The organism is Brenneria sp. L3-3C-1 (assembly GCF_016456245.1).
Lineage (GTDB): Bacteria > Pseudomonadota > Gammaproteobacteria > Enterobacterales > Enterobacteriaceae > Brenneria.
This window is the reverse complement of record NZ_JAEMHF010000007.1, coordinates 173,832-197,501: the sequence shown is the minus strand read 5'-3', so window position 1 is coordinate 197,501 and position 23,670 is coordinate 173,832. Positions and strand designations below refer to the sequence as shown.

Annotated in this window: 16 protein-coding genes; 11 read left to right on the top strand and 5 right to left on the bottom strand. The window is 55.5% G+C overall.

All coding sequences use genetic code 11. The features are described from left to right. Positions 1-105 precede the first annotated feature (105 nt). Positions 106-1,596, bottom strand: a complete 1,491-nt coding sequence (putP, locus tag JG725_RS14675) for a sodium/proline symporter PutP (RefSeq protein ID WP_172291414.1) — start codon at positions 1,594-1,596, stop codon at positions 106-108. A 468-nt stretch (positions 1,597-2,064) separates the two neighbouring features. Here putP and putA point away from each other — a divergent pair, with 468 nt between their 5' ends. Further along, positions 2,065-6,036: a trifunctional transcriptional regulator/proline dehydrogenase/L-glutamate gamma-semialdehyde dehydrogenase gene (gene putA / locus JG725_RS14670; protein WP_199378663.1), complete on the top strand. Its 3,972-nt coding sequence runs from the start codon at positions 2,065-2,067 to the stop codon at positions 6,034-6,036. Between the two features lie 52 nt (positions 6,037-6,088). Here the strand turns inward: putA and ppiC are convergent, their stop codons facing one another. Next, a complete protein-coding gene (ppiC, locus tag JG725_RS14665; protein WP_172291412.1) occupies positions 6,089-6,370 on the bottom strand; it encodes a peptidylprolyl isomerase PpiC in 282 nt (93 codons plus the stop codon). 148 nt (positions 6,371-6,518) lie between these two features. Between ppiC and rep the strand changes: the two genes are divergently transcribed. Beyond that, the gene (gene rep / locus JG725_RS14660; protein WP_172291411.1) at positions 6,519-8,546 is read left to right on the top strand and encodes a DNA helicase Rep; all 2,028 of its coding nucleotides are present in this window, start codon (positions 6,519-6,521) and stop codon (positions 8,544-8,546) included. Between the two features lie 214 nt (positions 8,547-8,760). On the opposite strand, the gene JG725_RS14655 is transcribed toward rep, so the two are convergent. The 3 genes from JG725_RS14655 to rhlB all read right to left on the bottom strand — a co-directional run bounded on the left by JG725_RS14655 (position 8,761) and on the right by rhlB (position 13,574). Then, positions 8,761-10,575: a glycoside hydrolase family 28 protein gene (locus JG725_RS14655; protein ID WP_199378661.1), complete on the bottom strand. Its 1,815-nt coding sequence runs from the start codon at positions 10,573-10,575 to the stop codon at positions 8,761-8,763. A gap of 206 nt (positions 10,576-10,781) precedes the next feature. Next, entirely contained in the window at positions 10,782-12,278 is a 1,497-nt protein-coding gene (ppx, locus tag JG725_RS14650; RefSeq protein WP_199378659.1) for an exopolyphosphatase, read from the bottom strand. A 6-nt stretch (positions 12,279-12,284) separates the two neighbouring features. Further along, positions 12,285-13,574, bottom strand: a complete 1,290-nt coding sequence (rhlB, locus tag JG725_RS14645; protein WP_172291408.1) for an ATP-dependent RNA helicase RhlB — start codon at positions 13,572-13,574, stop codon at positions 12,285-12,287. Positions 13,575-13,693: 119 nt separating this feature from the next. On the opposite strand from rhlB, the gene trxA reads away from it, so the two are divergent. From trxA to rffA, 9 genes are all read left to right on the top strand, one after another. Further along, a complete protein-coding gene (gene trxA / locus JG725_RS14640) occupies positions 13,694-14,020 on the top strand; it encodes a thioredoxin TrxA (RefSeq protein ID WP_172291407.1) in 327 nt (108 codons plus the stop codon). A gap of 411 nt (positions 14,021-14,431) precedes the next feature. Next, complete coding sequence (gene rho, locus JG725_RS14635) at positions 14,432-15,691, top strand: transcription termination factor Rho (protein WP_172291406.1); 1,260 nt, start codon at positions 14,432-14,434, stop codon at positions 15,689-15,691. 300 nt (positions 15,692-15,991) lie between these two features. Beyond that, positions 15,992-17,089 (top strand): UDP-N-acetylglucosamine--undecaprenyl-phosphate N-acetylglucosaminephosphotransferase, encoded by a 1,098-nt coding sequence (gene wecA, locus JG725_RS14630; RefSeq protein ID WP_199378657.1) that lies wholly within the window; start codon positions 15,992-15,994, stop codon positions 17,087-17,089. 21 nt (positions 17,090-17,110) lie between these two features. Continuing rightward, entirely contained in the window at positions 17,111-18,157 is a 1,047-nt protein-coding gene (gene wzzE, locus JG725_RS14625) for an ECA polysaccharide chain length modulation protein (RefSeq protein WP_199378655.1), read from the top strand. A 67-nt stretch (positions 18,158-18,224) separates the two neighbouring features. Then, positions 18,225-19,358: a non-hydrolyzing UDP-N-acetylglucosamine 2-epimerase gene (gene wecB, locus JG725_RS14620; protein WP_199378653.1), complete on the top strand. Its 1,134-nt coding sequence runs from the start codon at positions 18,225-18,227 to the stop codon at positions 19,356-19,358. 58 nt (positions 19,359-19,416) lie between these two features. Beyond that, on the top strand, positions 19,417-20,679 hold the full coding sequence (wecC, locus tag JG725_RS14615) for a UDP-N-acetyl-D-mannosamine dehydrogenase (RefSeq protein ID WP_199378651.1): 1,263 nt from the start codon (positions 19,417-19,419) through the stop codon (positions 20,677-20,679). After that, positions 20,670-21,743, top strand: coding sequence for a dTDP-glucose 4,6-dehydratase (rffG, locus tag JG725_RS14610; protein ID WP_199378649.1), 1,074 nt, complete (start codon positions 20,670-20,672; stop codon positions 21,741-21,743). The genes wecC and rffG overlap by 10 nt, the downstream gene beginning before the upstream one ends. Positions 21,744-21,776: 33 nt before the next feature. Beyond that, positions 21,777-22,535, top strand: a complete 759-nt coding sequence (gene rffC, locus JG725_RS14605) for a dTDP-4-amino-4,6-dideoxy-D-galactose acyltransferase (RefSeq protein WP_199378647.1) — start codon at positions 21,777-21,779, stop codon at positions 22,533-22,535. Positions 22,536-22,539: 4 nt separating this feature from the next. Next, positions 22,540-23,670 (top strand): dTDP-4-amino-4,6-dideoxygalactose transaminase, encoded by a 1,131-nt coding sequence (gene rffA, locus JG725_RS14600; protein WP_199378645.1) that lies wholly within the window; start codon positions 22,540-22,542, stop codon positions 23,668-23,670.

The following is a 23,670-nucleotide window of genomic DNA, read 5'->3' as shown; positions in this document are numbered from 1 at the left end:
TGTCAGCAACCTCAGGCACAGCATTTCGCTGTGCCTTTTGTTTTTTTGGGGAAAACGACGCTAAAAGCGACTGGCGCAGCGAGCCGCGCCTTGTGCCCGGAAAGATTAAACCTTGACCGATTTAAATTCCGCTTCCGCTTTGCTGAAACGCTCGGTAATCACCTTGGATGGCGCCCGGCCCAGCAGGCTGACGACAACGATGGTCAGGCAGTTGAACAGGAAACCGGGGATGATTTCATACAGTCCCAGCCAGGCGTACTGTTTCCAGAGCAGTACAGTGGCCGCGCCGACAATCATGCCGAACAGCGCGCCGTTGCGGGTCATGCGCGGCCATAGCAGGGAGAGCAGAATAACCGGGCCGAATGCGGCGCCGAAACCGGCCCAGGCATAGCTGACCAGCCCCAGCACCCGGTTTTCCGGATTGGCCGACAGGGCGATGGCAATCACCGCCACTAATAACACCATAGCCCGACCGACCCATACCAGCTCTTTCTGGCTGGCATTCTTGCGCAGGAAAGGCTTATACAAATCTTCGGTAATCGCGCTGGAGCACACCAGCAACTGGCAGCTCAGGGTGCTCATCACCGCCGCCAGAATCGCCGACAACAGCACCCCGGCAATCCACGGATTGAACAGCAGTATGGACAGTTCAATAAATACCCGTTCGCTGTTTGCCGAGACGTTACCGGCTTGCTCGGGGTGATTGGTAAAGTAGGCGATGCCGAAGAAGCCCACGGTCACCGCCCCAGCCAGACACAGGATCATCCAGGTCATACTGATGCGGCGCGCATTGTGAATGGTATGGTGAGAATCCGCCGCCATAAAGCGCACCAGAATATGCGGCTGGCCGAAATAGCCCAGTCCCCAGCCCATCAGGGAGATGATGGCCACGAAACTCATCCCTTTGAACATATCCAGATTGGCCGGGTTCTGCGCTTCGATCACCATCAGCGAGGTGTCAATGCCGCCGAGCGACAGGATCACCATCACCGGCGTCAGGATCAGCGCGAAAATCATCAGGCTGGCCTGGACGGTGTCCGTCCAGCTTACCGCCAGATACCCGCCGATAAACGTATAGGCGATGGTCGCCGCCGCGCCCGCCCACAGGGCGGTGCCGTAGCTCATGTCAAAGGTGCTTTCGAACAGGCGGGCGCCCGCCACCACGCCGGAGGCGCAGTAGATGGTGAAAAAGATCAGAATCACCAGTGCGGAAATCACCCGGAGCAGTTTACTGGTGTCTTCAAAGCGGTGGGTGAAATAGTCCGGCAACGTCAGCGCGTTGTGATTGACTTCCGTGTGTACGCGTAAACGACCGGCGACCCATTTCCAGTTGAGATAGGCGCCGATCGTCAGGCCGATGGCGATCCAGCTTTCAGAGATACCGGAAATGAAGATGGCGCCCGGCAATCCCATCAGCAGCCAGCCGCTCATGTCGGATGCGCCGGCGGAGAGCGCGGTGACCACGCTCCCCATCCTGCGACCGCCCAGAATGTAATCGCCGAAGTTGTTGGTGGCGCGATAGGCGAACAGGCCGATGAGTACCATCCCGAAGATGTACACCAAAAAAGTCACCAGCATAGGTGTGCTCATTGTCATTTAACTCTCCATTTTCATTATTATTCGCGCACCGTTTTGGTTGCGATAAACCCTGGCTTTTCACGCCGGCCGGAACGGGGCGCGGAGTGAAAATAGTGCCGGTTGCGATAAGCGCCACCTTATGGGGGCAGTTGGTTATCCTAGTTGAGTGCATGCGTTGTCAACAATATTTTTAACATATGAATTACATATTTCTCACTCTGCGTCACATTAACCATAATCGGCCTGGCCGAAAATCGGGCTGCGGCGCATGGTATAATCCCATGATAATAATATGGATAAGCGGATCTTATAGCGAATTCCCCTTTTCCTCCCGGCGCTGATAAGGCGTTTTCGCCGTGGCTAAATGTTAAAAAAAGCAAGAAATATTGCCTCGCGCACGCCCCTGATTTAACAAGGTTGCACAAAGTTGCAACATGACCGATATTGACGTTGACGATATGTACTTTAATCACAGGAGTGGAGTAAATGGGTTCTACCACGATGGGTGTAAAACTCGACGAGGCAACACGCGACCGGATCAAGGCCGCCGCGCAGCGGATCGATCGCACGCCGCACTGGCTTATCAAGCAGGCCATTTACAATTATCTGGAACGCCTCGAAAGCGGCGCCGATACTCCTGAGATACCACAATCGGCTACGTCCAGCCACATTGAAGCGGAAGAGATTATGCCGCAATCTCAGGAAGAAGAAACCCATCAGCCTTTTCTGGATTTTGCCGAACAGATATTGCCTCAGTCGGTTATCCGCGCCGCCATCACATCGGCCTATCGTCGGCCCGAAACCGAACTGGTGCCGATGTTGCTTGAACGGGCGAGATTATCCGATGAAATTGCGCTATCTACCCATAAAATGGCCTACGATCTGGCCGGGAAGCTGCGGGGGCAAAAAGGGGCCACCGGCCGTGCCGGTATGGTTCAGGGGCTGCTGCAAGAATTTTCACTTTCCTCACAGGAAGGGGTGGCGTTGATGTGTCTGGCCGAAGCGTTGCTGCGCATTCCGGACAAACCGACCCGCGATGCGTTGATCCGCGACAAAATCAGCGCCGGAGACTGGCATGCCCACCTTGGCAACAGTCCGTCGCTGTTTGTTAATGCCGCCACCTGGGGATTGCTGTTTACCGGCAAGCTGGTCGCCACCCATAACGAAGCCAAACTGTCGAATTCGCTTAATCGTATTATTGGCAAAAGCGGCGAGCCGCTGATCCGCAAAGGCGTGGATATGGCGATGCGTCTGATGGGGGAGCAGTTTGTCACCGGCGAAACCATCGCCGAGGCGCTGGCGAATGCCGGCAAGCTGGAAGAGCAGGGGTTCCGCTATTCTTACGATATGCTGGGGGAAGCGGCGCTGACGGAGAAAGACGCCGCCGCTTATCTGGTGTCTTACCAACAGGCCATTCATGCCATTGGCAAAGCATCCAACGGGCGCGGTATCTATGAAGGGCCGGGGATTTCCATCAAGCTGTCGGCCCTGCATCCCCGCTATAACCGGGCGCAGTATGAGCGAGTGATGGAAGAACTGTATCCGCGTCTGCTGTCGCTCACCTTACAGGCTCGTCAGTACGATATCGGCATCAATATCGATGCGGAAGAGGCCGATCGGCTGGAGATCTCGCTCGATCTGCTGGAAAAGCTCTGTTTCGAGCCGCAGTTGGCGGGCTGGAACGGGATTGGGTTCGTCATTCAGGCGTATCAGAAACGTTGTCCGTTCGTCATCGACGCCCTTATCGACCTGGCTCAGCGCAGCCATCGGCGGTTGATGGTCCGTCTGGTGAAAGGCGCCTATTGGGACAGTGAAATCAAGCGCGCGCAGGTGGACGGGCTGGAGGGCTACCCGGTCTACACGCGCAAGGTCTATACCGATGTGTCCTATCTGGCCTGCGCGCGTAAATTGCTGGCGGTGCCGAACCTGATTTATCCCCAGTTCGCCACCCATAATGCGCATACGTTAAGCGCGATTTATCACCTGGCTGGCAATAACTATTACCCCGGACAGTATGAGTTTCAATGCCTGCACGGCATGGGCGAACCCTTGTATGAACAGGTGGTGGGGAAAGTGGCCGATGGCAAGCTGAATCGGCCCTGCCGCATTTATGCGCCGGTCGGAACGCACGAAACCCTGCTGGCCTATCTGGTTCGCCGTCTACTGGAGAATGGCGCCAATACCTCGTTTGTGAACCGCATTGCCGATACGACCCTGCCGCTGGAGAAACTGGTGGCCGACCCGGTCGGCGAGGTTGAAGCGCTGGCGGCGAGCGAAAGCCGGATCGGCCTGCCGCATCCGCGAATTCCGTTGCCGCGCCGTCTGTATGGCGATGTGCGCCCCAACTCCAGCGGACTGGATTTGTCGAATGAGCACCGTCTCGCCTCCTTATCCAGCGCGTTGCTGACCAGCGCGACGCAATTATGGCAGGCCGGGCCGATCATGGTCGGCGAACCGCAACCCGGCGAAGCGCAACCGGTCGTCAACCCGGCGGACTCCCGCGATATTGTCGGCTATGTTCGTGAGGCCGGCGAGGCGGATGTCGGCCGGGCGCTTGAGGCGGCGGTCAACGGCGGCGCCATCTGGTTCGCCACCCCGCCGGCAGAGCGCGCGGCCGTGCTGGATAAAGCGGCTGAAATAATGGAAAGTCAGTTGCAGCATTTGCTGGGATTGCTGGTGCGCGAAGCCGGTAAGACATTCGGCAACGGCATTGCCGAAGTTCGCGAGGCGGTCGACTTTTTGCGCTATTACGCCTGTCAGGTGCGTGACGCGTTTGCCAATGATTCACATCGTCCATTAGGGCCGGTGGTGTGCATCAGCCCGTGGAATTTCCCGCTGGCTATTTTTACCGGACAGATTGCGGCTGCGCTGGCGGCGGGTAACAGCGTGCTGGCCAAACCCGCCGAACAAACGCCGCTGATTGCCGCGCAGGCAGTGCGTATCCTGTTGGAAGCCGGCGTTCCCGCGGGCGTATTGCAACTGTTGCCGGGGCGGGGGGAAAGCGTCGGCGCCGCGCTGGTCAATGACCGCCGGATCCGTGGCGTGATGTTTACCGGATCAACCGAGGTCGCCAGCCTGTTGCAACGCAGCATCGCCGGGCGGCTTGATGCGCAGGGGCGTCTTATTCCGCTGATTGCCGAAACGGGCGGGCTGAATGCGATGATTGTCGACTCTTCCGCGCTGACCGAACAGGTGGTGACCGATGTGATTGCCTCGGCGTTCGACAGTGCCGGACAGCGTTGTTCGGCGCTGCGGATCCTGTGCGTTCAGGAGGATGTGGCGGATCACACGCTGCAAATGCTGCGCGGCGCGATGGCGGAATGCCGGATGGGGAACCCGGAGCGTCTGGCTACCGATATCGGCCCGCTGATTGACGCGGAGGCGAAAAATACCATTGAGCGCCATATTCAGGCGATGCGGGCGAAAGGACGCAACATCTTCCAGGCCGCTCAACATCACGTGCAGGATGAACAGGCGTGGGCGCGCGGCAATTTCGTGATGCCGACCCTGATCGAACTGGACAGCGTTGATGAACTGCAAAAAGAGGTGTTCGGCCCGGTCTTGCACGTGGTGCGCTATCAAAGCCAAAACCTGAATGCGCTTATCGATCGGATTAATGCGGCGGGGTATGGCCTGACGTTGGGTATTCATTCCCGTATTGATGAGACCATCGCACGCGTCACCCGCAATGCCAACGTGGGCAATCAGTACGTTAACCGCAATATGGTCGGCGCGGTGGTCGGGGTGCAACCCTTTGGCGGCGAGGGATTGTCCGGCACCGGCCCGAAAGCGGGCGGGCCGCTCTATCTGTACCGTTTACTGAGCTATCGCCCGGATGATGCGCCGCTACAGGGATTGGCGCGACAGGATGGCGAGACGGTGGATGCTTCGATTCGCGCCACCCTGCTGCCTGCTTTGCAGGCGCTGGAAAAATGGGCGACGACGGAACATCACCACGGCCTTGCAGTGCTCTGTCAGCGCTACGGCGAACTGGGATTAGGCGGAACCACGCGCCTGCTGCCGGGGCCGACCGGCGAGCGTAATACCTATACGCTGCTGCCCCGCGAACGCGTGCTGTGCTGCGCGGATAACGAAGATGATGCCTTAACGCAGGTGGCTGCGGTGTTGGCGGTGGGCGGCGGCGTGCTGTGGCAAGAAACGGACCTGCTGCGCGATCTGTATCGGCGTCTGCCTGACGGCGTTCAGGCCCGCATCCGCTTCAGCGCGGACTGGCGGCAGGATAGCCAGACCTTTGATGCCGTCATCTATCATGGCGATGCGGATCAGCTACGCTTGCTGAGCGAGCAGGTTGCCGAACTTCAGGGGCCGATTATTTCGGTACAGGGTTTTTCCCGCGGTGAAACCAACCTGTTGCTGGAGCGTTTACTGAATGAGCGTTCGCTGAGCATCAATACCGCCGCCGCGGGGGGGAACGCCAGCCTGATGACCATCGGCTAACCGGATCATCAGACTCATCCCCCGTCTCTTCGTTATGAGTCGGGGGATGGGATTAGTTACGGTATAGCACTTTAATCAGGTGATAACCGAACTGGGTTTTTACCGGGCCAAAGGGCGTTAGCAGTTCGCAGGAGAACACCGCCTTGTCAAAGGCGGGCACCATGTCGCCTTTACGGAACTCGCCTAAATCGCCGCCGTTACGTTTTGACGGGCAGGTTGAATATTGCCGCGCCAGTTTTTGAAAGTCCGCGCCCTGTTGCAACTGGGTCAGAATATCATTGGCCTGCTGTTCGGTATCCACCAGAATGTGCAATGCTGCCGCGGTATTTGCCATTTTATTACCTTTTGATGATAGGGATTGACCTACGCAATGTAGCATTTGCCGCGCAGGATGTGGACTGCGGCGATGAGAAATCCCCGATCGGGATCGGTTCGCCTTTCTGCTACAATCTCCTCCCGTTTTATGACTGAGCACTTACGTTATGCGTCTAAATCCCAGCCAACAACATGCTGTCGAATTTGTTACCGGCCCTTGTCTGGTGCTGGCGGGAGCCGGTTCGGGAAAGACGCGCGTCATCACCAATAAAATTGCTCATCTGATCCGCCAGTGCGAGTACCAGGCCCGACATATCGCCGCGGTGACCTTTACCAACAAGGCCGCGCGGGAAATGAAAGAACGTGTCGCGCAAACGCTGGGGCGCAAGGAAACCCGTGGGTTGACCATCGCCACCTTCCATACGCTGGGGCTGGAGATCATTAAGCGGGAGTACGCGGCGCTAGGGATGAAAGCCAATTTCTCTCTGTTTGACGATCAGGATCAGATGGCTCTGCTAAAGGAATTAACCGAGCAGTGGCTGGAAAATGACAAAACGCTGTTGCAACAGTTAACCGCGGCGATCTCAAACTGGAAAAACGATCTTATCGATCCCGCCGGGGCCGCCGCCACGGCGCGTTCTGAACGGGACAAGCTGTTTGTGCATTGCTATGCGCTGTACCACGACCATCTTCGGGCCTGTAACGTACTGGATTTCGACGATCTTATTCTGCTGCCGACGCTGTTGCTCAAACGCAATGACGAGGTGCGCGAGCGCTGGCAGAACCGCTTGCGCTATCTGTTGGTGGATGAATATCAGGACACCAACACCAGCCAGTATGAGCTGGTTAAATTGCTGGTGGGCAGCCGCGCCCGCTTCACGGTGGTGGGGGATGACGATCAGTCGATTTATTCCTGGCGCGGCGCGCGGCCGCAGAATCTGGTGCTGTTGCAGCAGGATTTCCCCAGGCTGGAAGTCATCAAGCTGGAGCAAAACTACCGCTCTTCCGGCCGGATTCTGAAAGCGGCGAACATCCTGATCGCCAATAATCCGCATGTGTTTGAAAAACGCTTGTTCTCGGAGCTGGGCTATGGCGATGAATTGAAGGTGATTACCGCCAACAACGAAGATCACGAAGCCGAACGGGTGGTGGGCGAGCTGATTGCCCATCACTTTATTAAAAAAACCCAGTATGGCGACTATGCCATCCTGTATCGCGGTAATCATCAGTCCCGGCTGTTTGAAAAAATGTTGATGCAGAACCGCATTCCTTATCGGATTTCCGGCGGCACCTCGTTTTTCTCACGTCCCGAAATCAAGGATCTGCTGGCCTATCTGCGCGTATTGACCAATCCGGATGATGACAGCGCCTTTTTGCGTATCGTCAACACGCCAAGACGCGAGATCGGCCCGGCGACGCTGAAGAAGCTGGGCGAATGGGCCAATCAGCGCAATAAAAGTCTGTTCAGCGCCAGCTTTGATTTGGGATTAAGCCAGTCTTTGACCGGTCGCGGGCTGGAGTTTTTACAACGGTTTACCCAATGGATGGCCGAAGTGGCCCGTCTGGCGGAGCGTGAGCCGGTGGCGGCTGTGCGCGATCTGATCCACGGGCTGGATTATGAAAGCTGGCTATACGAAACCTCTCCCAGCCCGAAAGCGGCGGAAATGCGCATGAAAAACGTCAATCAGCTGTTTAGCTGGATGACGGAAATGCTGGAAGGATCGGATCTGGATGAGCCGATGACGCTGACCCAGGTGGTCACGCGCTTCACCCTGCGGGATATGATGGAGCGCGGGGAAAGTGAGGAAGAGCTGGATCAGGTGCAGTTAATGACGCTGCACGCCTCGAAAGGTCTGGAATTCCCCTATGTGTTTCTGGTCGGCATGGAAGAAGGGCTGCTGCCGCATCAAAGCAGCATTGATGAAGACAACGTCGACGAGGAGCGTCGTCTGGCCTATGTCGGCATCACCCGCGCCCAGCGCGAGCTGATATTTACCCTGTGCAAAGAGCGGCGGCAGTATGGCGAGCTGGTGCGCCCGGAACCCAGCCGTTTCCTGCTTGAGCTGCCGCAGGACGATCTGAACTGGGAAACCGAGCGTAAAGTGGTCAACGCGCAGGAACGGATGCAGAAAGGGCAGAATCACCTGGCGAGTATTCGGGCGCAGTTGGCCAAGGCCAAGGAAAACGGCAAGTAACCTCAGGGCGGGAAACCCGCCCTGAGTTTGCTGACAAAGCCCGGTGAGCGGCGATAATGGATGGATCGTAAAGACGCTGCAAGTACATCCCTGTAAGCTCGAACCGCGCCATCCCTGGCGCGGACGCTTTACTCTTCCATTCCATTATCACCGTTCGATAAAGGGTGATAGGTTTGTCAACAGTCTGAGGGCGGGAAACCCGCCCTGTTCCCAGTTACGGCGTGATGATTTTTCCGTCGACGCTCACATTTTCCGTTGCGGTGAAATTCCACGGTGTTTCGCCGTCGCGTAATCGGCTAAACAGGATGTGATTGAACTGGCTGTCGCGCAGGTCGCTGATAGCCGCGGGCGCAACGTTATCCAGCTTGACGTTGTCGAAGCGGATTTTGCTGTGCCAGGCGTCTTTCGCGCTATCTCCTTTGATTTCAATAGACGGCGATTTACCGGTCGTCCCCTGCACCGTGACATTTTTTACCAGGAAGTCATGAAACTGAGCAGGGGTTTTTGCCGCTGGATAATCGATTTTCGCATTGGCATCGGAGTAGCTCAGCGTAATCACCACCGCCTGTTTGGCGATATCCTTCATGGCGTTGTTACGAAACAGGATGTTGCGGGCGCCGCCGCCGATATCGGTGGTGCTTTTAGCCCGCAAACCTACATCGGTCAGGTACATAACGTTGTTTTCCGCGACGATATTTTCAATCCAGGCGCCGGTATGGCTGCCTGTCACGATCGCGCCATGCCCCATACGAAAGTAGTTATTGAAAAGCCAGGCGCCGCTCATCGGTTCTTGTTGGCGGGCTTTTTCCCCCGTCCCGGCGGCGAAGTTGATGCTGTCATCGCCGGTATCAAAAAAGTTATTGAATACCATAACGTTTTTGCTGTTGCCGAATTCTATGCCGTCACCGTTGTTGGCGTCATAGGTCTGATGGATCAAACCGTTTGCCACCACGTTGTGATTTTCCAGATTCATGATGCCGTGAAACGCCGGGTTACGCACGGTGAAGTCGGCCAGATAGACATTTTCCACCCCGCGTAAGGTGATCAGGCTGGAGCGCCGTTGTCCGTAGGCGGTTTTGAGATCCATTCCGCCGGCGACGGCCTGCGCGACCTGATTTTTAGCCAGAATGCCGTCTTCATGCACCTTGCTGTTTTTACTGGCGATATACTGCGGCAACACATTGCCTAATTCGTCTTTGATTTCGCCTTGCTGGGTGCGCAGCCAGCCGTTGCCGTCAATCATGCCTTTACCGACGATACGGATATTGCGAAACGTGCCGGGGTGCGAGCTGTTGGCGTCAATCGCATTAATCAACGAAGCCGGACGCTCGCTGGTGGAGTAAGCGTAGAGATGATAACCCGCCGGATAGTCGGCGGGATCGTCCGATCCCAGCAGCACTGCGCCTTCCGTCAGGTTCAACGTCATATCGCTTTTTAACCAAATCGCGCCGGTTTTATAGGTTCCTGCCGGAATGTCGAGGCGGCAACCGGGTTTACAGGCGTCAATGGCCCGCTGAATGGCGGCGGTGTTAAGCGTTTTACCATCGGCCTTGGCGCCAAACGCATTAATATCAAGAACCTGGGTGAATGCTGCGGTTTTGGCGCTCACGCGGTTGCTGTCGCCGGAAAGCGAGCCGTCGGCATAGACCGCTTTGACGGTGAAATGGTGCTGCGCGTCGGGTTGCAGCCCCTCAACCTTAAAATTGTGTATCACGATTTTATGATGAAAACCGGCTTTATCGCCGGCATAAAACGCATTGATATACGCTTTGGCCGGAGAGTATTTATCGTTGTTTTGACTGGCCAGCCCCAGGGATTTCCCGTCCTGATAAACCTGATAATCGATGATATTGCCGGTGTCTTCCGGAGATTCCCATACCAGAACGATACTGTGATCGTCATAGGCCAGCGTGGGAACCTGCAAATTCTGTGGCGCGGACGGCGCATCGGCGGCGAAAAGAGGGGCGGCGGCCGTCAGGCTTAGCATTACGGCAAACAGACGGGTACGGTAACGAAGAGAAGGTCGCATGGTTATCCTTAGTCCTCAGAGTGTCGGGTTAACTTAACGTTACAGGGCAAGCGGCTATCAAAGCCTTTTTGGTTATAATGGAAACGATGTTTTATAAAAATACATCCATCGTTTCTTTTTTAAATGGAAGGCGATCACAGAACAAAAGACGGTCTTGAAAACGACGGGATAATACGTACGGGAGAGGGCGCCTACAGGAATAGGCGCTAAGTGATATTTTCTTCCAGCATCAACGGCCAATGAACGTAGCTTTGCCAGCGGCTTTCCTGTTCCAATGCTTCCGCCCGTAACGGATGCTGCGTCATCCAGCCCGCGGGCAGAATAACGTTCAGGCTGTCGCCCTCGGCGCGCAGGCGCACGGCGGGGAGGGTGTCGTCACGGCGGCGGCTGGCGAAAATAACCGCCAGACGCAGCAGGCGGCACAGACGCTGGGCCTGTATCACCGGCAGCGCGTTTTGCTGACTGAGCGGCATCAGGTCGACGGGATTGCTTTGATTTTGCAATAACGTAGCCAGTAGTTTCTTTTGTGCCGGGGTAAAGCCGGGAAGATCGCTATGGCGGATCAGATAGGCTGCATGTTGCGGGGATTGGCGAAAATCGATGCTCAGACCAATTTCATGAACCAGACAGGCATATTGCAGAAGTTCACGACATCGGTTGTCCAACTGCCAGTCCCGGGCGACCTGTTGCAGGAAATTATCGGCCAGCGAGCTGACCCGCCTGGCCTGTTCCACATCCAGCAAATAACGGCGTTGCAGGTTGTGCAGCGTACGTTGACGAATATCCTGTTCAATCGGCAAGTGCAGCATGCCGTACACTAACCCTTCGCGTAGCGCGCCGCCGGCCAGCGTCATGGTTTTAATGTCGAGTTCCTGAAAAATCGCCAGCAGAATGGCCAACCCGCTGGGGAACACCAGCGCCCGTTCCAGCGTCAGGCCTTCGATTTCCAACTCTTCCAGCTTATCGCACTGGATCGCATGCTGTTTTAGCTGCCGGAGTTTGGTCAGCGTGATGTATTCGTCCATCCCCTGCGCGACCATGATCTCCTGCAAGGCCTGTACCGTACCGGATGCGCCGACGCAGATTTGCCAGCCCTGTTCGCGCAGGGGGGCCGCAACCGGACGCACCATTTCGCGGGCCGCCTGTTCGGCGCGCTCAAAATTGCCGGTTTCCAGATTGCGATCGCTAAAATAGCGCTCCAGCCAGGTTACGCAGCCCATGGGCAGGCTGATCAACCGGGTGGCCTGTGCGCCGATACCGGTCGCCAGCTCGGTGCTGCCCCCGCCAATATCGACCACCAGACGCTTTTCCGGGCCGCCCGTCGTATGGGCAACGCCCTGGTAGATAAGCCGGGCTTCTTCTTCGCCGCTGATAACCTGAACCGGTAAGCCCAGTATCTGCCGGGCTTGTTGCAGAAATTCGTCGGCGTTGACGGCCAGCCGCAGAGTGGCCGTGGCAACCACGCGCACCTGTTCCCGGGGGATATCCTGCAACCGTTCGGAAAAAAGTTGCAGGCAGTGCCAGCCTCGCTGCATCGCTTCCGGCGATAACCGATTTTGCTTATCCAGCCCCGCCGCCAGGCGGACTTTACGCTTTATTTTTGCCAGCGTCTGAATGCTGCCTGCGCTTTCCCGTACCACCAACATATGAAAACTGTTGGAGCCAAGATCGATGGCGGCATACAGTGAAGAAGAGCTCAGCATTGGCGATCAACCCGGCCGTTTACGATTATTACGCGGCGCTCCACTGCGGCGCGGCGCGTTATGCCGGCGCGGGCCGCTGTTGGAACGCGGTGGACGCGTTATACGTTTCGGTGCTGGTAAATCGTTCAGCAGCGCGTCGCTATTGTATTTGCTGACCGGAATACCATGACCAATATAGGTTTCAATGGCCGGCAGGTTCAGCGCATACTCTTCGCAGGCAAGGCTGATGGAGAAACCGCTTTCGCCCGCGCGGCCGGTACGGCCGATACGGTGAACGTAATCTTCGCAGTCATCCGGCAGATCGTAGTTGAATACGTGAGTGACCAACGGGATATGCAGGCCGCGCGCCGCGACATCCGTCGCAACCAGAATGTCCAGATTGCCGTTGGTGAAATCGTCGAGAATGCGCAGCCGTTTCTTCTGCGCCACATCGCCGGTCAACAGACCGACGCGATGACCGTCGGCGGCTAAATGGCCCCAGATATCTTCACAGCGGTGCTTGGTATTGGCGAAAATAATGCAGCGATCCGGCCACTCTTCCTCAAGAAGTGTCTGCAACAGACGCATTTTTTCTTCATTAGAGGGATAGAACAGCTCTTCTTTAATACGGTGGCCGGTTTTTTGTTCCGGTTCGACTTCCACGTATTCCGCATTATTCATTTGCTCAAAGGCAAGCTCGCGCACGCGGTAGGAAAGCGTTGCGGAAAAGAGCATATTCAGGCGCTGCGTCACCGGCGGCATGCGGCGGAACAGCCAGCGGATATCTTTGATAAAACCGAGGTCGTACATGCGGTCGGCTTCATCCAGAATAACTACCTGGATCGCGCCTAGATTAATGTGGTTCTGTTTGACGTAGTCGATCAGGCGGCCGGTGGTGCCGACCAGAATATCGACGCCGCTTTCCAGCACCTTGAGTTGTTTGTCATAACCATCGCCGCCATAGGCAAGGCCGAGTTTTAAGCCGGTCAGGCGGGAAAGCGCTTCTGCATCAGAGTGAATTTGCACGGCTAATTCACGGGTCGGCGCCATGATTAAGGCGCGCGGCTGATTGATCTGACGCTCTGCATTCGCAGGGTGTGAAAGTAAATAATGGAAAGTAGACGCGAGAAAAGCCAGCGTCTTGCCGGTACCGGTTTGCGCCTGACCTGCTACATCACGCCCTGACAAAGCCAGTGGCAATGCTAACGCCTGGATCGGCGTACAGTTATGAAACCCTTTACTTTCAAGGGCTTCAATAACCTGCGGGTGCAGGGCGAAGTCGGAAAACTTCTGTTCGGTTAAGTGTGTTTTGCTCATAGTGTGGTAGAATATCAGCTAACTATTGCTTTACGAAAGCGTATCCGGTGAAATAAAGTCAACCTTGTTGTTGATTAATGCTACACCAGCAAGACAGACATAATCCTGTGGAGTAAAACATGAGCGATAAAATTATTCACCTGACTGACGACAGTTTCGATACGGACGTATTGCAGGCTGAGGGCGTTACCCTGGTTGATTTCTGGGCTGAGTGGTGCGGTCCCTGTAAAATGATCGCTCCTATTCTGAATGAGATCGCTGAAGAATTTGACGGTAAATTGACCGTCGCCAAGCTGAACATCGATGAAAACCCGGCGACCGCGCCGAAATACGGCATTCGCGGTATTCCTACGCTGTTATTGTTCAAGAATGGCGAAGTCGTGGCAACCAAAGTGGGCGCCCTGTCCAAAGGGCAATTAAAAGAGTTCCTGACGTCTAATCTGTAAATCTCCGCGGGCGGCAAATCGGACAATGCACAATTCTCATATTGACCGCTTGCCGCCCGTCAGGAAGCGTGCTAGATTCTTCCCTACTGCATATCGTACTTACCTATGTTTAAGCGTTTGAGCTTAAGCCTGAAAGTTTGAATCTAAAGCATTACTCTGTGTCGAAATCGGAAAGTCATTGATTTACAAAAATGTTCGTTCTCTGGTTTGGGCAATCTAATAGTTTTAAAATAATTGGTTTTATGTGTCTTCGATCTCTTGCCGTCGTTTTGTGCAGATTCTGCGCGCCTTAAGTGTGAAACAAAACAGATACCTGATGGTTGAAGGCCGTTATAGAGGCATGGATGACCCTGCCATACCATTCACGTTAATAGTTCGAGATTTACCCCGAGTTTAAAAGAACCCACCATTATGAATCTTACCGAATTAAAGAATACGCCAGTTTCCGAGTTAATTACTCTTGGCGAAAATATGGGGCTGGAAAATCTGGCCCGCATGCGCAAACAGGATATTATCTTCGCGATTCTGAAGCAGCATGCTAAAAGTGGCGAAGACATTTTCGGCGATGGCGTGCTGGAAATATTGCAGGATGGTTTTGGCTTCCTCCGTTCCGCAGACAGCTCCTACCTCGCCGGCCCTGATGATATCTATGTTTCTCCCAGCCAAATCCGCCGTTTTAACCTTCGTACCGGCGACACCATTTCCGGCAAGATCCGGCCGCCAAAAGAAGGTGAACGTTATTTCGCGCTGCTGAAAGTTAATGAAGTCAATTACGACAAACCCGAAAACGCCCGCAGCAAAATCCTGTTTGAAAACCTGACGCCGCTGCATGCCAACTCCCGTTTGCGTATGGAGCGTGGTAATGGTTCGACTGAGGATTTAACCGCCCGCGTACTGGATCTGGCCTCGCCGATCGGCCGCGGTCAGCGCGGTCTGATTGTAGCGCCGCCGAAAGCGGGTAAAACCATGCTGTTGCAGAACATCGCGCAAAGCATTGCTTACAATCATCCCGACTGCGTGCTGATGGTGCTGCTGATTGACGAACGTCCTGAAGAAGTGACCGAAATGCAGCGTCTGGTTAAAGGCGAAGTGATCGCTTCCACCTTTGATGAACCGGCTTCCCGTCACGTTCAGGTCGCCGAGATGGTGATCGAAAAGGCCAAGCGTCTGGTTGAACATAAGAAAGACGTGATCATTCTGCTGGACTCCATTACCCGTCTGGCCCGCGCCTACAACACCGTTGTTCCCTCCTCGGGCAAAGTGTTGACCGGCGGTGTGGACGCCAACGCCCTGCATCGTCCCAAACGTTTCTTCGGCGCGGCGCGTAACGTTGAAGAAGGCGGTAGTCTGACGATCATCGCCACCGCGTTGGTGGATACCGGCTCCAAGATGGATGAAGTGATTTACGAAGAGTTTAAAGGCACCGGTAACATGGAGCTGCACCTCGCGCGTAAAATTGCTGAAAAACGTGTTTTCCCGGCGATCGACTATAATCGTTCGGGTACGCGTAAAGAAGAATTGCTTACCACGTCTGAAGAACTGCAAAAGATGTGGATTTTACGTAAGATTATCCACCCCATGGGTGAGATTGACGCGATGGAATTCCTGATTAATAAGTTGGCGATGACCAAGACCAACGACGAATTCTTCGATATGATGAAGCGTTCATAAATCACGGATGAACTCGGGGAACGCCACGCTGGGTCGTGGCGTTTTTTATATCTGTGCTTATATAGTCCGTTGATTTCAAGATGCAGCCAGGCGGCGACATACCTGCAACCTGAAAGATGACGGGTATAAAATGCTTGTCCCAGACGTTAATCTTAAACCGCGTTTCTTTTATACTATGCCCGCCTGACGGACAGGTCGTGTCGGTTACTTCGCGAACCGGCGCAAATCAAGGCAGACGGACGATAGCATTCAAGGCGTAAACCGAGCATATATTGAGCAGCCACAGCGGAGCTGTGAACGGTGAACTTACTCATTATGAGTACCGAATTATTAACCATTTTTCTGTTTTCTCTGGGCTTCCTGTTTCTTGCCCGCAAGGTGGCGAGAAAGATAGGGCTTGTCGATCGCCCCAATTACCGCAAACGGCATCGTGGACTGGTTCCGCTTGTAGGCGGTATCTCCGTATACGCCGGGATCTGTTTTACCTTCCTGATCACCGATCAATACATCCCCAATTTCCGGCTTTATCTGGCTTGCGCCGGTGTGCTGGTGTTTGTTGGCGCGCTGGACGACCGCTTTGACATCAGCGTGAAAATCCGCGCCATCGTGCAGGCCTGCGTCGCGGTCGTCATGATGGCATTCGCCGGTCTCTCTTTACATAATCTCGGGCATATTTTCGGCCCGTGGCAAATGGGGCTGGGGCCGTTTGGCTATCTGGTGACGCTGTTCTCCGTCTGGGCGGCGATCAATGCCTTTAATATGGTTGACGGCATTGACGGGCTGCTGGGCGGATTGTCCAGCGTCTCATTTGGCGCGATGGGCATACTGCTGTATCTGAGCGGTCATGTAAATCTGGCGCTTTGGTGTTTCGCCATGATCGCCGCCACCCTGCCTTACATCCTGCTTAACCTTGGCGTTTTCGGCAAACGGTATAAGGTTTTCATGGGGGATGCCGGGAGCACCATGATCGGTTTTACCGCGATCTGGCTCCTGATCCAAACCACGCAGGGCGTTCATCATCCGATCAACCCCGTCACGGCGTTATGGATTATCGCCATTCCGCTGATTGATATGATTGCGATCATGTATCGCCGTTTGCGTAAAGGGATGAGCCCGTTTTCACCCGATCGTCAGCATATCCACCATCTCATGATGCGCGCGGGGTTCACTTCCCGGCAGGCTTTTGTCCTGATTACGCTGGCGGCGGCGTTGTTGGCGGCGATCGGAGTACTCGGAGAATATCTCTTTTTTGTTCCAGAATGGGTTATGTTGGCATTATTCTTGCTCACATTCTTGTTGTATGGCTACTGCGTTAAACGCGCATGGCGAGTAGCGCGTTTCATTAAGCGCATCAAACGCCGTATGCGGCATGTTGATGAGCAAAAGCAGTCGTCTTGACTAAATAACGTTGGGGAAGTAATGAAATCAGAGAACCTGTCTACCGGGAATGCGTTGGTTGATAACGAACTGGACATTCGCGGCTTAGTTCACACGCTGTGGCGTGGAAAACCTTGGATCATCGTGATTGCGTTGCTGTTTAGCATTACCGCGTTGTTCTATTCCTATCTGGTCAAACAGGAATGGAGCGCGACGGCGATTACCGATAAGCCGACGGTAAACATGTTGGGAGGATACTATTCGCAGCAGCAGTTCCTGCGTAACCTGGATGCTAAATCTTTCTCCGCGCCACAGCCTGAGCAACCCTCCATCGCTTCGAGCGCGTATGACGAATTCATCATGCAATTAGCGGCTTACGATACCCGCCGCGATTTCTGGTTGCAGACCGACTACTATAAACAACGTCAGGAAGGGGATGCCAAAGCCGATGCCGCTTTGCTTGACGAGCTGGTGAATAATATTCAGTTTATCCCGCATGACGACGCCAAAAAGACCAATGACAGCGTGAAGCTGACGGCGGAAACGGCCGCCGATGCCAATACATTGCTGCGTCAGTATGTTACGTTCGCCAGCCAGCATGCGGCGACCCATCTCAACGAAGAGATTAACGGCGCATGGGCGGCCAGAACCATCTTTATGAAATCGCAGATTAAGCGTCAGGAAGCCGTGGCGAAGGCGATTTATGAACGTGAGGTTCGCAGCGTCGAACTGGCGCTGAAAATCGCCCAGCAGCAAGGCATCAGCCGTAGCCAGACCGATACGCCGGCGGATGAACTGCCGGCGTCGGAAATGTTTTTACTGGGCAGGCCGATGCTGCAAGCGCGTCTGGAGTCGCTACAGACCAGCGGGCCGCATTATGATCTCGATTACGATCAAAATCGCGCCATGCTGACGACGTTGGATGTAGGACCGACGCTTGACGCCAATTTCCAGACCTACCGATATTTGCGTACGCCGGAAGAGCCTGTTAAACGCGACAGCCCGCGCCGTGCTTTCCTGATGGTGATGTGGGGAGCGATCGGCGCCTTGGTGGGCGCGGGGGTTGCTTTGGTTCGCCGTACACGCTGATCAGTCCGTTGATGAGCGTCCGATTCGCAGTAAAAGTCTGCGTCTAACCTGATTAAAGAGATTCACTGTGAAAGTGTTGACTGTTTTCGGCACCCGGCCGGAGGCCATCAAAATGGCCCCGTTGGTTCATGCCCTGGCTCAGGATGGAGCCTTTGAATCGAGAATTTGCGTGACAGCCCAGCATCGGGAGATGCTGGATCAGGTGCTGCGTCTGTTCGATATTACGCCAGATTACGATCTGAACATTATGCAACCGGGCCAGAGCCTCAGTGAAATATCTTGCCGCATTCTGGCAGGGTTGGAGCCGGTGATGGCGGAATTCAAACCCGATATGGTGCTGGTGCATGGTGATACCACCACCACGCTGACGGCCAGTCTGGCGGCTTTCTATCAACGTATTCCGGTCGGGCACGTCGAGGCCGGGTTGCGTACCGGCAATCTGTATTCGCCCTGGCCGGAAGAAGCCAACCGTCAACTGACCGGACATCTGGCGATGTATCATTTCGCGCCTACCGAGAATTCGCGCCAAAACCTGCTGCGAGAGGGCTTGTCGGACCGGCATATTTTCGTCACCGGGAACACGGTGATAGACGCCCTGTTCTGGGTGAGGGATCGCATCATTAACGATGTGGCGCTGCGCCGCAGCCTGGATGAAAAGTATGCATTTCTGGATGCGACGAAAAAATTGATTCTGGTTACCGGGCATCGGCGTGAAAGTTTTGGCGGCGGTTTCGAGCGCATATGCAGCGCGTTGGCGGATATCGCCCGGCGGCATCCGGAAGCGCAGATTGTTTATCCCGTCCATTTGAATCCTAACGTCAGCGAGCCGGTTAACCGTATCCTGAGCGGCATCAACAACGTGATGCTTATCGCGCCGCAGGATTATCTGCCTTTTGTTTATCTGATGAATCGTTCTTATATGATCCTGACGGATTCCGGCGGCATTCAGGAAGAGGCGCCGTCGTTAGGCAAGCCGGTGCTGGTGATGCGTGAAACCACCGAGCGCCCCGAGGCGGTGGAAGCCGGAACGGTGAGGCTGGTCGGCACAGACGTGGCGAAAATCGTCGATGCGGTTTCGCTGCTGCTGACCGATGAAAACGAATACCAGACAATGAGCCGGGCGCATAACCCTTATGGGAATGGTCAGGCTTGTCAGCGCATTACTGAAGCGTTAAAAAGCTCACGCATCGCCAAGGCATAATTAAGCGTCCCGCAGGGGGCGAACGGATGAGTTCGCGATAAAAATATCAGGTGACACTATGAGTTTTGACACAATTTCCGTTATCGGACTGGGTTATATCGGTTTACCGACCGCGGCGGCTTTCGCATCGCGCAAAAAGAATGTGGTGGGTATTGATGTAAATAAACACGCGGTGGAGACCATTAATCGGGGAGAAATCCACATCGTCGAGCCGGATCTGGATACGCTGGTAAAAGCGGCGGTTGAAAACGGCTACCTGCGCGCCGCCAACAAACCGGTGGCGGCGGATGCCTTTCTGATTGCGGTTCCCACCCCGTTCAAAGGCGATCATGAACCGGACATGGCCTATGTGCGGGCGGCGGCCGAGTCGATTGCGCCGGTGTTGAAAAAAGGCGATTTGGTGATTCTGGAATCCACCTCGCCCGTCGGCGCAACCGAGCAGATGGCCGAGTGGCTGGCGCAGGCGCGTTCCGATCTGACTTTCCCGCAGCAGGCGGGCGACGCCGCCGATATTAATATCGCCTACTGCCCGGAGCGCGTATTGCCGGGGCAGGTGGTGGTCGAATTGATTAAAAACGATCGGGTGATCGGCGGGATGACGCCCGCGTGTTCCGCCCGCGCCAGTGAACTGTACAAAATCTTCCTTGAAGGTGAGTGTGTGGTTACTAACTCCCGCACCGCCGAGATGTGCAAGCTGACGGAAAATAGCTTCCGTGATGTCAACATCGCCTTCGCCAATGAGCTGTCGCTGATCTGCGCTGAACAAAATATTAACGTATGGGAGCTTATCCGATTGGCAAACCGCCATCCCCGCGTCAATATTCTGCAACCCGGCCCCGGCGTGGGCGGGCACTGTATTGCGGTAGACCCGTGGTTTATCGTGGCGCAGAACCCGCAGCAGGCGAGACTGATCCACACGGCCAGGCTGGTGAATGACGGCAAACCGCTGTGGGTCGTCGATCGGGTGAAAGCGGCGGTGGCCGATTATCTGGCCCAAAGCGACAAACGCGCCAGCGAAGTCACGGTGGCCTGTTTTGGCCTGGCGTTTAAGCCGGATATCGATGACCTGCGCGAAAGCCCGGCGGTAGAGATTACCGACATGATCGCGCAGTGGCATGCGGGAACGACGCTGGCGGTCGAGCCAAACGTAAAACAATTGCCCGCCGCGCTGGCCGGGCACGTTCAGTTGGTCGATACCGCCGCGGCGTTACGCGATGCCGATGTGCTGGTCATGCTGGTTGATCACCGCCAGTTCAAGGCGGTTAATCCCGGGGACGTTGCACAAAATTGGGTTATTGATACAAAAGGAGTATGGCGTTGAAGCGTATTTTAATCACCGGCGGCGCCGGATTTATTGGTTCGGCTTTGGTAAGACATATTCTGACTGAGACACCGGACAGCGTGGTGGTGGTGGATAAACTTACCTACGCCGGCAACCTGTCCTCTCTGGCGCCGGTGGCGGACAGCGACCGTTTTGCTTTCGAGCAGACGGATATTTGCGATCGGGCGGCGTTGGATCGGGTGTTCGCCGATTATCAGCCCGCCGTGGTGATGCATCTGGCGGCGGAAAGTCATGTCGATCGCTCGATTGACGGCCCGGCGGCGTTCATTGAAACCAACATAGTGGGCACTTACAACCTTCTGGAAGCGGCTCGCCACTACTGGCAAAGCCTGGAAGCCGCCGCGAAAACGGCGTTCCGTTTTCACCACATCTCCACCGATGAAGTGTTTGGCGATTTGCACGGCACGGACGACCTGTTTACGGAAACGACGCCGTATGCGCCGAGCAGCCCTTATTCGGCTTCCAAAGCGTCAAGCGACCATCTGGTGCGCGCCTGGCTGCGTACCTACGGCCTGCCGACCATTATCACCAACTGTTCCAATAACTACGGCCCTTACCATTTTCCTGAAAAACTGATTCCGCTGGTGATCCTGAATGCGGTGGCGGGGAAACCGCTGCCGGTTTATGGCGACGGCGCCCAGGTTCGCGACTGGCTGTTCGTCGAAGATCACGCCCGCGCGCTCTATAAAGTGGTGACGGAAGGCATCGTCGGCGAAACTTATAACATCGGCGGTCACAACGAGCGTAAGAACCTTGACGTCGTTCAGACCATCTGTGACCTGCTGGAAGAGCTGGCGCCGCATAAACCTGCCGGCGTGCGGCACTACCGCGATTTAATCACCTATGTGAAAGATCGCCCCGGCCACGATATGCGCTATGCCATTGACGCCGGTAAAATTGAACGTGAACTGGGCTGGCGTCCGCAGGAAACGTTTGAGAGCGGTATGCGGAAAACCGTTAGCTGGTATTTGACCAACGAAAAATGGTGGCGCAGCGTGCAGGACGGCTCTTACACCGGCGAGCGCCTGGGGCTGAACGGCTGAGCGGCGCCGTCGCATGCAAGATAAGGAGCGGGGATGAAAAGTTCTGGCCTTATTCCGGCCAAAGAGAGGCAAACGCCCGCCGATGCGTCGGCGATCCGCGCCACGATTGAGCCGCTGAGTTGGGAAAGCGAGTTTTTCACTCTGACCAGCGGCAAACTGAATTTCTCCTCCTCCGCGCCAGTGTTGACCTCGGCCGCGTTGGATCGCTATGCGCTGACGCAGGCTAAAATACCGGCGGACAATCTGGCGCTGGCGGATGCGTTGGCGGCGTTCGGTTTTCGTCTGGTGGAGGGCGAGGTCGATCTCTGCCTGTCGCTGGACGATGCCGCGGCGACGGCTGAGTCGCTTCATCCGCGCGAAGCCGGCCGCGCCGATATCCCGCTGTTGCGGCAGGCGGCCTCACAGGTTTTCGCTCTCAGCCGTTTTCGTTCCCCCTGGTATCAGCCGGCGGACAGCGGCCGTTTTTATGCCCAATGGATAGAAAACGCGGTGCTTGGCACTTTTGATAACCTGTGTCTGTTGGTTGAAAACCAGGCCGGACAGCCGCAGGGCTGGGTGACGATCCGTCAACTTGGCGGCGGGGAAGCGCGCCTCGGGTTACTCGGCGTTTTTCCGGGAGTCGCCGCCCGGGGAGTGGGAACGCAGCTGATGGCTGTCGCAGAAAGGTGGTGTCGGCAACAAGGGATACAACGTTTATGGGTCGCAACACAGGTCGGCAATGTGGCGGCGCTTCGTCTTTATCTTCGTCGCGGTGCCCGAGTTGAGAGCACGGCATATTGGCTATACAGGTGATCACATGATTCCGTTTAATGCGCCCCCGATTGTGGGTACCGAACTCGATTATATGCAGGCCGCCATGAGCAGCGGCAAACTGTGCGGCGACGGTGGTTTTACCCGCCGCTGTCAGCAGTGGCTGGAGCACTATTCCGGCAGTAAAAAGGTGTTATTGACGCCGTCCTGCACCGCTTCACTGGAAATGGCGGCCATCTTGCTGGATATCAAACCCGGCGATGAAGTCATCATGCCGAGTTATACCTTTGTTTCCACCGCCAACGCCTTTGTATTGCGCGGCGCGAGGATTGTGTTTGTCGATATCCGCCCGGATACCCTGAATATCGATGAGACGAAAATCGAAGCGGCGATTACCGATAAAACGCGGATCATTGTGCCGGTTCACTACGCGGGCGTAGCTTGTGAGATGGACGTGATCATGGCGCTGGCGAAGAAATATGACCTATTTGTGGTGGAAGACGCCGCGCAGGGCATGATGTCCAGCTACAAGGGCCGGGCGTTGGGAGCTATCGGCCATATCGGTTGTTTCAGCTTTCATGAAACCAAAAACTATACCTCCGGCGGCGAGGGCGGCGCGACGCTGATTAACGACCCCAGGCTTATCGACCGGGCGGAAATCGTGCGTGAAAAAGGCACCAACCGCAGCCAGTTTTTCCGCGGACAGGTGGATAAGTACACCTGGCGCGATATCGGCTCCAGCTACCTGATGGCGGATATTCAGGCCGCCTACCTGTGGGCGCAATTGGAAGCCGCCGCGCAGATTAACCAACGTCGTTTACACCTGTGGCAGAACTATTACGCCGCGTTCAAACCGCTGGCTGACGCAGGACGCATCGCCCTGCCGGTTGTGCCGGCCCACTGCGTGCACAATGCGCATATGTTTTATATCAAATTAAGCGATGAGCAAGAGCGCACGCGGTTTATCAACTATATGAAAGAAGCCGAGATCATGACGGTCTTTCATTACATTCCGCTGCATGGTTGCCCTGCCGGGATCAACTTCGGTCATTTTTCCGGCGAGGATAACTACACCACGCGGGAAAGTGAGCGTCTGGTGCGTTTGCCGCTGTTCTATAACCTGCCTGACGTCAATCAGCGTACGGTAATCAACACCATTCTGAGCTTCTTCTCCTGA

What these genes read in the sequence shown, in the direction of transcription:
- JG725_RS14655 (WP_199378661.1), bottom strand. Translation starts at nt 10,575, where the DNA reads ATGCGACCTTCTCTTCGTTACCGTACCCGTCTGTTTGCCGTAATGCTA.
- wzzE (WP_199378655.1), top strand. Translation starts at nt 17,111, where the DNA reads ATGAAATCAGAGAACCTGTCTACCGGGAATGCGTTGGTTGATAACGAA.
- rffG (WP_199378649.1), top strand. Translation starts at nt 20,670, where the DNA reads ATGGCGTTGAAGCGTATTTTAATCACCGGCGGCGCCGGATTTATTGGT.
- rho (WP_172291406.1), top strand. Translation starts at nt 14,432, where the DNA reads ATGAATCTTACCGAATTAAAGAATACGCCAGTTTCCGAGTTAATTACT.
- rffC (WP_199378647.1), top strand. Translation starts at nt 21,777, where the DNA reads ATGAAAAGTTCTGGCCTTATTCCGGCCAAAGAGAGGCAAACGCCCGCC.
- rep (WP_172291411.1), top strand. Translation starts at nt 6,519, where the DNA reads ATGCGTCTAAATCCCAGCCAACAACATGCTGTCGAATTTGTTACCGGC.
- rffA (WP_199378645.1), top strand. Translation starts at nt 22,540, where the DNA reads ATGATTCCGTTTAATGCGCCCCCGATTGTGGGTACCGAACTCGATTAT.
- putP (WP_172291414.1), bottom strand. Translation starts at nt 1,596, where the DNA reads ATGACAATGAGCACACCTATGCTGGTGACTTTTTTGGTGTACATCTTC.
- ppx (WP_199378659.1), bottom strand. Translation starts at nt 12,278, where the DNA reads ATGCTGAGCTCTTCTTCACTGTATGCCGCCATCGATCTTGGCTCCAAC.
- rhlB (WP_172291408.1), bottom strand. Translation starts at nt 13,574, where the DNA reads ATGAGCAAAACACACTTAACCGAACAGAAGTTTTCCGACTTCGCCCTG.
- trxA (WP_172291407.1), top strand. Translation starts at nt 13,694, where the DNA reads ATGAGCGATAAAATTATTCACCTGACTGACGACAGTTTCGATACGGAC.
- wecC (WP_199378651.1), top strand. Translation starts at nt 19,417, where the DNA reads ATGAGTTTTGACACAATTTCCGTTATCGGACTGGGTTATATCGGTTTA.
- ppiC (WP_172291412.1), bottom strand. Translation starts at nt 6,370, where the DNA reads ATGGCAAATACCGCGGCAGCATTGCACATTCTGGTGGATACCGAACAG.
- putA (WP_199378663.1), top strand. Translation starts at nt 2,065, where the DNA reads ATGGGTTCTACCACGATGGGTGTAAAACTCGACGAGGCAACACGCGAC.